Consider the following 14133-nt stretch of genomic DNA (forward strand, 5'->3'; position numbering starts at 1 on the left):
AAACCAGCCTAGAGATGAGGTTTCTCATTGTTTTCACAAGTAAGGTCCCACAAAGCCGCTGTGGTTGCTAGGCCGGGAGTGGAAGTACAGCGCTGTACGGAGCGGACCGGTACTAAGAGACCGAGGACTTGACTTAAGCAGAGAGGCAGTTTTGAAGGAGTCGGAGACGACGCGCAAAACTGAGTGAATCGCTTACTCCGAATCTCAGGAGAACAGGAAGGCTGGAAACAGTCGGACAGAGAGAACGAAGATTCGGAGGAGAGCAATAAATAAAGCAAGCAGGAGCGTTAAGGAAGTTTTCTATACAGTTGTCAGGGCACGGCCCTGACAAGAGAATTCAGTGGCGATAGCTGCGGGGATCCACCTGTTCCCATGCCGAACACAGCAGTTAAGCCCGCAAACGCCGAAAGTACTTGGGGGGAGGCCCCCTGGGAGGATAGGAAGCCGCTGATTGTGGGAAAAAGCACCAGCTTTGCTGGTGCTTTTTTTTGGTTAGTGATTAGTGGGACGTGAAGAAAACAGGACACCAGCCCAATACGACTGGTGTCCTGTTCATTAGATGGCTGCCTGCTAGTGGATAGACGCTGACGGCAATCTTCCTTTAGCGAAGCGGATTCCCAGGTCAACGGCACTGAACATGCTGTCTTCTTTGGCAATTCCCTTGCCGGCTATGTCAAAGGCCGTACCGTGGTCTACGGAAGTACGGATAATAGGCAGTCCCAGTGTGACGTTGACTCCCGTATCGAAAGCCATCATTTTCATGGGGATGTGACCCTGGTCATGGTACATGGCCACGACGATATCGTATATTCCTTTATACGCTTTCAGGAAGACCGTATCAGGCGGTACCGGTCCGTCAACGTACAGTCCTTCTGCCCGGGCTTCCCCGATAGCCGGGATGATTTCTTCTATTTCTTCCCGGCCAAACAGCCCATGTTCCCCACTGTGCGGATTGAGGCCGGCGACAGCGATATGAGGATTGTCTAGGCCCAGACGTTTCATGGCATTATGGGCGAGGTGGATACATTCCAGAACACGTACCTTTTTGGCACGGTCGCAGGCTTCACGAAGAGAACAGTGAGTAGAAACGTGTACGACAGACATATTCTGACTCCAGAGCATCATCGTATAGTGTTTTGTCCCCGTAAGGGTAGCGAAAATTTCCGTATGCCCGTCAAAATTGTGCCCTCCTTTATGCAGAGCTTCCTTATTAAGTGGTGCCGTCGTTACGACCTGTATCTGACCTTCCATTGCATCGTGAATGGCGCGGGCAATGTACTGATAGGCAGCATCACCAGCAACGGGCGATACTTTTCCGATTTCAATATCTTTTCCTATTTCCAGATCGACGACGGAAATAATATTGATATGGCCGGGCTGGAATTCGGATGGCGATGAAATGACAGATAGTGGTGTTTTGAGGTGAAGTAACTGATGATAATACTGAAGCACGCCGTAACTTCCGTAAATCAGGACGGATTCCTGATATTCCGGCCTGGCGTCAATGGCTTTCAACGATACTTCCGGGCCGATTCCGGCGGGATCCCCCATAGTAATACCGACAAATTGATTCATATGATTTCCTCCTGTTTCTCCGCCTATGCGTTGCGGGGAATTTTTTTCAAACACTGAAGTGCTTTCCATATATCCGGTGCATCTCCAAAGGCTCCGGCTTTGGTCACTACAGGCAACTGTGGGCAGACCCCTTCGAGAAGGCGCCCTTGTACAAATCCGGGAAGGATTTCCCGTTCAATCTGGAATCCGCAGGCCTGGAGTTGTTCAACGACGGCGATGGCCGTGTCACCGCCTGTGAGAAAGAGCCCACAAAGGGAACTGTGGGCAGTGATAGCCATGGCGGTCTGGCTGAGAATGCGTTTGGTAAATGCGGCCAGTTCGTCTGAAGAAATACTGCGTTCCTTTCCATAGTCCAGAAAGGTTTCATAGTCTTCCCGTGTTGCCGCTGCCGTAACCAGGACATCCGTTCCTTCGTCAAGGGAAGCAATGGCTGCGTGAATATACGGTGCAAGGGAAGCCCCTTCATAGAGCTGCTCCATGGGAAGCTTGTGGATGACAGCGCCCTGTTTCTGACAAAAGGCCAGCTGTTCCATCGTGCGGGTGCTGACACTGCCGACGATAGCCAGGGCCGGACAGGGGGCATAGCAGATCTGGAGAAGGGCATTGGCAAGGCCGGCCGAACCAATCCAGAGAATCTTCTGTTTCTGGGCCAGTCCCTGACGGGCAATGGCATACAGGTCGTCATCCGTTCTGGCATCAAAGATATAACCGCCCGGTTCCCAATCGGATTTTGGTATTTCTCTATGTATAGGCGTATCCAGACAGGGACTGAGTAGTTCGGATAACGTATCTGTTTTCAGCGGATTGCGGGGATCACAGGCAATTTCCGTTTCCATCAGAGGAACGCCGTGTACGTGGAGGCGTCCGTCCTGTACGGTCCGTCCCTGTGCTGGCAGCGATGGAGCAAAGACGATAATATCCGGTTGGCAGGCGGCAATGACGGCTTTAATTTCTGCTGTGATATTACCGCGCAGTGTAGAATCCACTTTTTTATACAAAAAGCGGCAGCTGCCAGTCTGTTCTACTGCTGAGGCCATGGCATAAACCCGTTTATAGGCATCGGTTCCACTGATAACGCGGCTTTCACTATCAATGACAATGCTTTCAGATCCCGGTCGGATGTCTTCGGCACGGAGTATGACGGAAACGGGGAGTCCTCGTTTGGCAACCTGTACTCCTGTGTCGTTGGCTCCGGTAAAATCATCAGCCAGAATGACAAATTCGTGCATGTGTATTTCCTCCTTCAGACATGATAAAAAGTAACACCGTGTTTTTGTAATATATCCTGTTCCTGGCGGGTGGGAAGATAATCACTAATGATGGCAGCCATATCGAAAATACTGGCAATGGTATATATTTTATGCTTCCTGAACTTTGAATGGTCTGCCAGCAGGATGACTTTGTCCGAAACATTCATACAAATTTTTTTTATGGAAATTTTTTCGGCGTTAGCTGTCATGATATGCCAGTCGGGTGTGATGGCCTGCGTTCCCAGGAAACAAATATCAAAATGAAACTGCCCGGCCATCTGGGCAGCCAGAGGCCCGCAGACGGCACAGGAAGATGCATCTATTTTCCCTCCTAACAGTATGACAGTAATGCCCTGGGCCGGTGTCAGTGTCTGGGCGATAGCCAGATCATTCGTAACGACGGTAAGAGAACTCCACCTTTTCCCGCTTATGAGGACAGCCAGTTCGTAATTGGTTGTTCCTGCATCCAGATAGAGGCACATGGCATCGTCTACTTTTGCCAGCGCGGCAGCGGCTATCTGCTGTTTTTCTTTCCGATGGACTTGCTGGCGGTTGTGGTAGGCCGCTTCCTGTACAGAAGACTCCGCCAGGACAGCTCCGCCATGACTCTTTTTTATCAGCCCTTGTTGTTCTAATAGATGTAAATCCCGGCGTATGGTCATGGGAGCGACTTGTAATTTTTCTGCCAGTGCCTGCACGGTTACGACCTGCTGGGCATACAATTCATCCATGATGCACTGACGGCGTTGAACCGGTACTATTTTTACACACCTCCTTGTTGTATTAACAAAAACAAACAATAAATATGGTAATTAATGTTCTTTTATGTTTGTATATTATAACAAAAGCAGAAAATATCGTCAATGGAAAATTTGTGAACACATATTGAATAAGTTATTATGTTATATAAATGAATAAAAATAAAATGAACGAGAGAAATCAATACAATTTAAAGTCAAAAGAAATATGAGAATAGTAAAACCTTTTTATTCGTATTCGTATGATAAAACTCATATATCTATTCCAAGTATCGTGATATTCTAAACAAACACACAGCTTTTTTTGTCATTGTTGAAAAAAACAATATTGATTTTTGGTTACAATAGTATAAAATGTAAGTACATGCACTCTATAGATAAGCGGTGCATATATATGCTATTTTCACAAATAAATAAGAATCATTGCAGTGTGATAAGGAGATTTATGATGAATCGTATATATAAGGTAATATGGAACAGAGCCCGTCATTGCTATGTGGTTGTTTCTGAACTGGCCATCCGGTCGGGAAAAGAAAAATCAAGGCATCTGACAGTGGCTGCCCGCCTGACGACAGCTGTTATCTGTGCAGGTGTGCTGTCTTTTGGAATGGGGACATTCCAACTAGCGGAGGCAGCAGAACCGGCTGTAGCCGAGACGACCCAGAATCAGTATGTAGCTTTTAAAGTCACCGTGGATTCTGGCAGCGTTAAGGGCAACGACACTAACACTAACACATTCAATGGCGCTGCTTATCACAAGGTGACCCTTTCCGACGGCAAGACCAAGTACTGGGTCCGGGATGGGTATACCCTGACAGAAGGAGAAGCAGAGAAATACACTACCCTGTCCCGGACGGACAGCCGATTCGATGTGGCCTATACAGGCAGCGGAGAACAGCCGGCGGATATACTGTCTAATATCACTTCGGCTGTTTCCTCTACAGGTGTCTCCACCAATGTGGGAGAAACACTGAATCAGGTCACAGCCAGTGCCTTTGAAGGACTGAGTCAGGGCGGGGGTACCCAGGTGCCCGGAAACTGGGATTACATCATCTATGATCCCACCTGGGAAGGGCATACCAAGGCAAATACTTCCAGCCGTACCTATTATAAGGACGGCTATGCGGACATGTATAACGGATCCACCAGCTCCACCAGTTCTCCTCTGGGCTTTGTGACTACTACTGATGCTAATACCAAGCTGGTGTGGGACGGGGCCTTGAATAAGTACACCTACAATGGCCATGCAGTGGATACTAACCATCTGTATGTGATTGGAGGCAAGCTGGGCGTGTTCACCAATTATGACAAGTCTGAAGTCTATACGGGAACCGTGTACGGTGCCAACAACGAAATCCTCATGACGGCCATGAAGGACGGGAGCTACTACAGCTATTGGGCGGCTCCTGTGACGGATCCCAATGCCACCCTGGCCACCTATACGGTAGCGGACTACAACAAGGATCTGGATACCCTCAAAGACAATGATGTAGCGCTGTATCACAATGACATCAAATCGATGGATCTGGCCAAAGGGGGCACTACGGCCAATCCCAGTCTGATCATTACGGCCATGCGGAACGGAAACGGCACGGCCCAGGCGGTGGACGGGGCCATCACCGTTACCGGCGGGGGCGGCACCAACGGTCAGGATACCACGGTCACCTTGTCCAACACCACCAATGGATCCACTGTGTCCCAAATCTTCACCACCGGGTCCAAAGTGACGGCCAATACCACCGCCGCTCCTTCCGCCGCCACGGAAATGAAGAGCCTCACCATCAACGGCACCACCTATGCCACGGATCTAAAATTCGGCGGGGATAACCATGCTTCCACCACCCTTACCAAGAATCTCAGCGAAGAACTAGATATCCTGGGGGGAGCGGACAGCACCAAACTCACAGATGGCAACATCGGGGTCAACGCTTCTGACGGCACCCTGAAGGTCCAGCTGGCCCAGAACGTGGATCTCACCAGCGCCGGTTCCCTGACCGTGGGGAATACGAAAATCGACACCAGCGGCCTGACCATCACCCATACGGACAGCTCCGGGGCCAGCAATAAAGTGATCCTTACGGGCAGCCAGGTCTCCATGGGGGGCAACCAGATCACCAACGTGGCTTCCGGAGGCGATGTTGGCACCAATGGAGCCAACATCAACGACATCATCCGGGTGTCCCAAGCCAAGAACATTGCCACTGGGGACAAGAATATCACTGTGACCTCTTCTACGGATACCAGTACCAATGTGCGGACCACCACGGTGGAGCTGAATGATACGGTGACCTTGGGCAGCAATGCCGCCAACCAGGTGACTTTGGACGGGACCAAGGGCACAGTTTCCATCGGGAATACCGGGGATACTTCCAGCAAAAATGCCATCCAGCTGGACGGCACGGCTGGCACGGCCAAAGTAGGGGCCATCACCATCGGTCAGCAGGCTTTCGAATACAACTACAAACAGCCTGTTTACGATGAAAAAGGAACTATGACCGTATCCACCGTGACCGGTCAAACCAGCGGCACTTTTCTCACCGGTCTTTCCAACACTAACTGGACCCCGGGGAACTATGTAAGCGGCCGGGCGGCTACGGAAGATGAACTGGAACAGGCGGGGCGCCATTTCCTGAGTATCAAAACCGGTACCGATACCAATGGCACCACCATTGCGGAAAACATACTTCCCAACTATTATAATGATGGCGCCACCGGCACCTATTCCCTGGCTTTCGGCGTGAATACCAAGTCCAGCGGCAATTATGCTACTTCCATGGGCATCAATTCCACCGCCAGCGGCTTGGGAGCCATGGCAGTGGGCTATGGCTCTACGGCTGCGGGTACAGAATCTGTGGCTGTAGGCACGGAGAATAATGCCAGCGGCAATTTTTCCGTCGCTTTGGGCGTAGGTTCTAATGCAGGTACGGCCAATACAGATACGTCATCCACTGCCAATGGAGCTGCTGTAGCTGTAGGTTTCCAGGCTTCGGCTGCCAATACGGGCAGTTCTGCCTATGGGTACCATGCCCAGGCAACGGCCGATGAAGGTACGGCTCTTGGTGTGTCTTCCGTTGCCAATGTGGAAGGCGGCGTGGCTGTAGGCGCCCACTCCATCGCGGATGTGGCGAAAGGAGCCAAAGGCTATCTGGCGGGCGACAGTGATACGTCCACTACCTGGGTCTCCACGGCAGGGGCTATGTCCCTGGGCGGCAATACCAAGGATGAAAACGGCAATGCCATCACCGTTTCCCGTCAGCTTATCAATCTGGCCGCCGGTACCAATGATACCGACGCTGTCAACGTGGCCCAGCTGAAAGCTGTAGAAAGCGAAGGCTTGAATTTCCAGGGGAACAATACGGATACCACTGTCCACACCAACCAGGGCGGAACCCTCCAGATCCAAGGCAGTGGTACCAAGGCATCTACGGAATATTCCGGAGAAAATATCCTGGTCACCGGGGTCAGCGAAACGGCCGATGACGGGAAGACGGTTACCACCAAACTGAATATCGGCCTGGACAAGAACATCCGGGTGGACAGTGTGACGGCCGGTCAGGCCACCACCGATTCCGTGCAGGGTTATGCCGGTTCTGTGAAAATCGTAGGGCCCAATTCCGATAGTACGAAGTATGTGGCGACTTCCCTGGGAGTGGGGTATGGCACCAATGATGTAAGTGGTACCAATATCAACCGGCTCCAGTATATCGATGGGGGCGGTACCATCAGACATGCGGTAGCGACCTTGGATGATGGGCTGAAGCTGGCTGGCGACACAGGTTCAGGCACAGTGAAGCTGGATAATACGCTGACTGTTTCCGGTGGAGAGACCAACGCTTCCAACCTGTCTTCCGGAAAGAATATCGGCGTCACGGCCAGTGACGGAAAGCTTCAGATCCAGCTGGCCAAGAATCTGACCGGACTCAGCTCGATTACAGCGGGTACGGTGGTCATGGGCAGTCAAAGTGACGGCAGTGATGCTACGAAGACAGGCAATTACGTAACCGGCCTGGACAACAAGACCTGGACCGTAGGCACCACCCAGGCCGTCAGCGGCCGGGCGGCCACGGAAGACCAGCTCCAGAGTGTGTCCGATGCGGTGAGCACCAACCAGACAAATATTGCCACCAATACGGCGACCATTGCCCAAGGGTTGAACTTTACCACTAACACCACCGATGCTTCCAGCACCACAGGCTACAAAGTGGTGAACAAGGCGCTGGGGGATACGGTGTCCATCAAGGCCCATGATGCCCAATCCGGCCACACCTATACCACGGACAATCTGACCACTTCCATCGATGACAGCGGAAATATCACCATTGCCATGGATACCCAGCTGACGGCGGACAAAGTGACCGTGGGAACCGGGAGCAAGGCCCTGACCCTGGATGGATCCAACGGCACTTTGACCACCGGATCTTCTACATTGAACGGCAGCGGACTTTCCCTCACCGGCGGTCCCAGTATCACCACCAGCGGCATCAGTGGCGGCAGCAAGCAGATCACCAGTGTAGCCAGCGGTGCCAGCGGTGTGGATACGGCCGGGAAAGCCGTCTATGGAACGGCAGATAATGCGGCCAACATCGGCGATGTGAAGACCATCGCCAGCCAGATGGTCACCGTAAGCAAGGACAGCACCAAAAACAATACGAAGGTCACCAAGACCACCAAGACGGATGGCACCGTGGATTATGAAGTGGCCCTGAATGATACCCTGACTCTGGGGGACAATGGGTATGCGGTACTGAACGGCACCGCCGGGACCCTGTCCCTGGGAACCCTGCTGTTCATGGATGGAATCAATGGCTACGGGACCATCGGCAGCCTCCATCTGGGGAATTATTCCGGTACGGACAGCACCTGGACCTTGACGGACAATAAAAATGGAAAGGTGGCAGCCGGCACCTATCTGACCGGTCTCACCAATACTTCCTGGACCACCGCGGACCCCACCTATGTGAGCGGCCGGGCGGCCACGGAAGATGAGCTGGCCGCCGTTTCCTCCACCGTGAATGCCGGCTGGAAAGCCCAAATCAACGGTACTACGGATGTGAAGACTGTTACACCCACCGATAATACCCTGAACTTTGTGGCAGGAGATAACATCGCTCTTACGCAAAACGGGGATATCCGGATTGCTACCACTCCCAATGTGGACTTTACCACGGTCCGGGTAGGCGGCACCAGTGGCACCGACGGTACCTACACCGGAGGCATTTACCTGGGCAGCCAGGCCGGCGGCGGAGCCAACAACGGCACGGGATTCTACATTACAGGGCTCCAGAATACCAACTGGGACGCCAATTCCATCGTCAGCGGCCGGGCGGCCACGGAAGATCAGCTCCAGAAAGCCATTACCGAAGTACAGACCGGTACCCTGGCCAGCGACAACTTTGTGACGGACGGGGCGGCCGCGGATGATACCAACAACCCGGGACAGCTGAAAGTGACCCTGAATGAGAAAAACGGCAATTCTGTCAATGTTTCCGGCCTCCACGATTACTATGTGACCGGGGGCAGTGTTTCCACGACTGCAACTACGGCAGATGATGGAACTACATCTACTGCCGCTACCCTGACCCTGAACAAAAACAATGGCACCAGCGTGGATGTGGATCTATCCAGCCTGTCCAACATGGATTACCATCTGGTGGAAAATTCCGCTTCCGGTTCCAATGGAGCTTATTCCGTGGACGCCAACGGGGATGTGACCCTGACGGTAGCGAGCTCCACCGATCCCACAGGGAAGGAAATCACCATTTCCGGCCTGGCCAGCAAGACGGCATTGGAACAGGGCCTGACCTTTACTGCCAGCGCTCTGGCGGACGGTGCCACATCCCTGACCCATACGGCCCAGCTGGGGGATACCATCGGCATTTACGGGGGCGAGAAACAGAAGGACCATACCTACAATACCAACAACATCACCACCACCATCAGTGATAAAGGGGATATCCGGGTGCTCCTGGATGATAACCTGACTGCCACCAGTCTCACCGCCGGTTCCAAGACCACTGATGATGCCGCCGGAGTGGATGGCAGCGTCATGGCCACCGGCCAGGGCGGGGCTTATCTGAAAATGAACGGGGCGGATGGTTCCCTGCGCATGGGGGACGCCAGCGGGAATTTCGCCGCCATGGTCCAGAACTATGGGGGACCCAAATTTCTAGACAGCACCGCGGCCGGTTCTCCCCGAATCCAGTACTGGGCCGCCAGCGCCGGCCAGACAGAAAGCGACGCTTCCCAGACCCTCTATACCCTGGCGACCCTCAATGATGGGCTCCAGCTGGCGGGTGACAGCGGTACCGGATCTGTGGCTTTGGACAAGACCCTGACAGTCACAGGCGGGGCCACAGCTTCTTCTGACCTTTCTTCTGGCAGCAATATCGGAGTGACGGCTTCCGGCAGCACTCTCCAGCTCCAGCTGGCCAAGAAGCTCACCGGACTCACATCTATTTCCCTGGGGAATGACATGGTGCTGGGGAACCAGACCAGCGGCTCTGCCACCGGGGATTATCTCACCGGACTGGACAACACCACCTGGAGCGGGACGCCTGTCTCCGGACGGGCTGCTACGGAAGACCAGCTGGCCAGCGTCAGCACCAGCCTGAAGAGCAAAACCACCGGGGGCTTTGGCCTTACGGCGGATGTGGCGGACAGCACCGGCAGCAAAGATGTGAAACAGGACCTGGGAAGCACCATCAAGATTACGGCAGCCGACGATGATAACCTGACCACCACGGCTGATACGACTGATACAGCCATCAAGCTGGCTCTCAGCAAAAACCTGAAGCTCACATCTGCCACCTATACGGATACGGAAGGAAATACCACGTCCGTAACCGGCACGGGGATCACCATTGCCAAGGCCGGTTCCACCGAGGGTGGAAGGGTGTCTCTGACCACCACCGGCCTGGACAACGGGGGCAGCCAGATCGTGAATGTGGCGAGCGGACTGGGCGCTACAGCATTGTCTGATGCCACGGGAGACACCTTGAACCATGCGGCCACCATTGGAGACTTAAAGGCAGCAGCCCAGGGGGCGACGGACAGTTCCGATGCCAAAGGCCTGAACTTTGTGGGGAACAGCAATCCTTCGGACAGCTCCGGCAATACGACAGCTCTCCATGCTGATTTGGGCGGCACCGTATCCATCCTGGGTACGGGCACCGATGAGGATGCCAATTATTCCGGCCGCAATGTGAAGGTCATCAACAAGAACAATGCCCTCTATGTGGAACTGGACAAGGATCTGGAAGCCCGGTCCATGCAGGTGGGCTATGGCGAAAGCGGCAATGATATCCAGGGCCAGCTGCTCCTGTACGGACCCAACAGCGACAACACCTATTCCAACCTGATCGTGGAAAGCCAGTATATGGATGGAAAACCCTATCTGACTAATACCACTTCCAAGGGCGATAAACGGCTTGTTTACAAAGATGGAACGGATGATGCCATCCATACGGTAGCCACCATGAGTGATGGCCTGAAGTTCAGCGATGACAACGGCAGTACAGCGGCGGTTACCCTGGGGAGTACGCTGGCTGTCACCGGCGGTGCTGCCCAAGATAAACTGGCCAAAGACACTAACAACAAGCTGGTTACCGGGAATATCGGCGTGGTGGCTGCAGAAAATGCCGATGGTACCAGCGGCAGCCTGACCTTAGCGCTGGCCAGGGACATCAACCTGGGAAGCCAGGGAAGCCTTACGGCAGACAGCACGAAAGTGGGATATCAGACGGCCACCACGAAAATCAGCCAGAAAAATGAAACCGGCAATTACGTCACTGGCCTCACCAATACCTCCTGGGACGGGACCGATTATGTCTCCGGCCGGGCGGCTACGGAAGACCAGCTGAATGTGCTGAGCACCCAGCTGAAAGACAATCTGGCCAACAGCACCTACAGCATCACCGCCGGAGGTTCTGGAAATACAGGTGCGGATACGGTGACGGCCAAATTGGGGACCGGCACCATCCGGATCTTCGGGGATGCCCCGGTAGTGACCAGCGGCGGTGACGGGGATGGTTGGGACCGGAGCAAGGCCAACATCCTCACCAAGGTGAAATATGACAGTGCCAACAACAGTTATGTTTCTGTGGAACTCCAAGATCATCTGGAAGTGGGGGTCCATCAGGTCACCGATGCCAGCGGCAATGTGACCACGGAAGGTGTGGACGGGACCATGCAGTTCAAGGGTTCCGGCAGTTCAGAAGTGAACATCAGCGGGGACAATGGCATCACCCTGACCCATATCCGGTCCGACGGCAACCCGGCCGCTTCCAGTGTCCGGATCATCGGTCCCAGCGAAAGCGATGGGAAAGACCTGAACGGAGCCATGTCCATCACCACCTTCAACCAGACTGCTAAAACCACTGATTCGGCGGCCAGTATCTACGGGGAAAGCGGGGAAGGCCATCTGTACCTGAACACGGTGAATCCGGGAGAAGGCCAGGGGAATGCGGCCGGTCTGGGGGCTTCTGCCGATGTGGTGGCCCAGTACGGGGCAGCCAGCCTGAATGCAGAGAAAAATGACAGCCCCAGCTCCGGCGGCGCTGCCGGGACACCCATCATGACCCGGCTCACCTATACGGACCAGAGCGGCAAGACCCATCAGGCGGCCACCATGGATGATGGTCTGCTCCTTACCGGGGACAGCGGCACCGTGACCCGCCTCCTGAACAGCACTTTGAAACTGTCGGGAGGGGTAACAGATAAAGACAAACTATCTGACGGGGTCAATCTGGGCGTGGTGGCCAATGCAGCCGGTGACGGTTTCGACATCAAACTGGCCAAAGATCTGACCGGGCTTGACTCCATCACTCTGAACGGCGGGCTGAAGATCAGCGGCAGCACGGCCGGGGCCAATACCATTACCGGATTGTCCAATACCACCTGGAACGGAACGGCAGTATCCGGCCGGGCGGCTACGGAAGACCAGCTCCAGGCAGCGGTGGCCGGTGTCACCGCTGCCTCCAAAGGCGGCGGCTTCGGACTCACCGATGATGCAGGGAAGGCCGCCAGGGCAGACCTGGGCGGCACGGTAGGTATCCATGGGGACCGTAATATTACTACGTCTGTTTCCTCTGATGGCAAGTCCATCAATGTCGGCCTGAACAAGGATGTGGATTTAGGAAATGACGGTTCCATCAAGGCCGGAGGCGTAACCATAGACAGCTCCGGTATCGATGCAGGGAGCAAGAACATCACCAATGTGAAGAGCGGCATCATCAATCACGATGCCAGCGACAATACCAACGCCGCCAATATTGGTGATGTGAAGAGTATTGCCAGTGATGCGGCCAATGCAGCCGTATCTGGCGGCCGCGTCTTCCAGGGTGACGATGGGGATGACAATACAGTTACTGTGGGCATGGGGACAGCCCTGAAGCTTACCGGAGGCCAGACGGATACCGCGAAACTGACCGATGGGAACATCGGAGTGGTGAAGAACGCTGATGGCGACGGCCTGAACATTAAATTGTCCAAGGAGCTTTCCGGTCTTACCAGCGTCACCGCAGGAAACAGCACCCTGAACAACGAGGGCCTTACCGTCAATAACAGTGCCGGATCCGCTGGGACCACCGTAACCGGAAGCGGCATCAAGATCGCGGCCAACGGGGAGAATACCCATGCAGTGGAAATCAGCAACAGCAACGTCTCCCTGGGCGGCCAGCAGATCCATGATGTGGCGGCGGGGACGAAACCCACCGATGCGGTGAATGTGAGCCAGCTCGGCGGCGTAGTCAATGGCGTTACCAATGCCATCAATACTCTGGGCAACCGCATGAATCGTGTCGGTGCCGGGGCATCGGCATTGGCGGCCCTGCATCCGTTAGAATTCGATCCTGATGAAAAATGGGATTTTGCAGCCGGATTTGGTCATTATAAAAATGCCAATGCAGCGGCACTGGGTGCCTTCTACCGTCCCAATGCAGATACGATGGTCAGCATCGGAGGCAGTTTCGGCGGCGGGGAAAACATGCTCAATGCCGGTGTAGCCTGGAGAATCGGTAAAGGTACGACCATGACGACATCGCGGGTAGCGATGGCAAAAGAAATTCAGAAATTGAAGGCCGTCGTCGAACAGCAGAATGAAAAACTACAGGAAAATGATACCCTTCGTGCCCAGGTAGAAAAACAAGATAAAGAAATCGCTGAATTAAAAGCCATGGTTCAGCAATTAGCGGCAAAACAATAGAATAGCCAGTCTGAGCAGGTCTGTTGTACCTACGGGTGCAGCAGACCTGTTTTGCATTCAGAGTATTTTGCCATAAAACGATAATAAGGCGTAAAGTATATAATATTACTGGAACAGACTGATTTATTGCATGACCCGACAGGCGTGATATAATAGTAATATGACAATAAATATTTATTATTAATAATCAATAATATGTGCATAAAAATTTAATAATAATAAGACTGTCCTTGCCCGGCAAGAACGGGCTGAAAGGAGATATAATATGAAAACAAATCGTTATTAAAAGGACAGAAAAAGAAACTGCACCTGTCAAAAACAGGCCATATTAGCTCTGCTCGTGTGTCTG

General features: G+C 53.5%; 4 protein-coding genes and 2 rRNA genes. 3 read left to right on the forward strand and 3 right to left on the reverse strand.

Going from position 1 to position 14133, the window contains the following annotated elements; all coding sequences use genetic code 11:
- Positions 1–136 (forward strand): 23S ribosomal RNA (locus tag B2U90_RS04665); the annotation flags it as partial.
- 200 nt (positions 137–336) lie between these two features.
- Positions 337–453: ribosomal RNA gene (gene rrf / locus B2U90_RS04670) — 5S ribosomal RNA — on the forward strand.
- A 117-nt stretch (positions 454–570) separates the two neighbouring features.
- On the opposite strand, the gene pdxA is transcribed toward rrf, so the two are convergent.
- Genes pdxA through B2U90_RS04685 form a run of 3 tightly spaced genes read right to left on the reverse strand, consistent with a single transcriptional unit; the run spans position 571 to position 3625 of the window.
- Positions 571–1575 carry a 4-hydroxythreonine-4-phosphate dehydrogenase PdxA gene (gene pdxA / locus B2U90_RS04675; RefSeq protein ID WP_292017226.1) on the reverse strand — a complete coding sequence of 335 codons (1005 nt, stop codon included), beginning with the start codon at positions 1573–1575 and terminating at the stop codon, positions 571–573.
- A 23-nt stretch (positions 1576–1598) separates the two neighbouring features.
- Positions 1599–2804: a four-carbon acid sugar kinase family protein gene (locus B2U90_RS04680; protein WP_170088053.1), complete on the reverse strand. Its 1206-nt coding sequence runs from the start codon at positions 2802–2804 to the stop codon at positions 1599–1601.
- A gap of 14 nt (positions 2805–2818) precedes the next feature.
- The gene (locus B2U90_RS04685; protein WP_277345634.1) at positions 2819–3625 is read right to left on the reverse strand and encodes a DeoR/GlpR family DNA-binding transcription regulator; all 807 of its coding nucleotides are present in this window, start codon (positions 3623–3625) and stop codon (positions 2819–2821) included.
- Positions 3626–4028: 403 nt separating this feature from the next.
- On the opposite strand from B2U90_RS04685, the gene B2U90_RS04690 reads away from it, so the two are divergent.
- Positions 4029–13784: an ESPR-type extended signal peptide-containing protein gene (locus B2U90_RS04690; RefSeq protein WP_292017227.1), complete on the forward strand. Its 9756-nt coding sequence runs from the start codon at positions 4029–4031 to the stop codon at positions 13782–13784.
- Positions 13785–14133 lie beyond the last annotated feature (349 nt).

The organism is Megasphaera sp. UBA4233 (assembly GCF_002395615.1).
GTDB classification, from domain to species: domain Bacteria; phylum Bacillota; class Negativicutes; order Veillonellales; family Megasphaeraceae; genus Megasphaera; species Megasphaera hexanoica.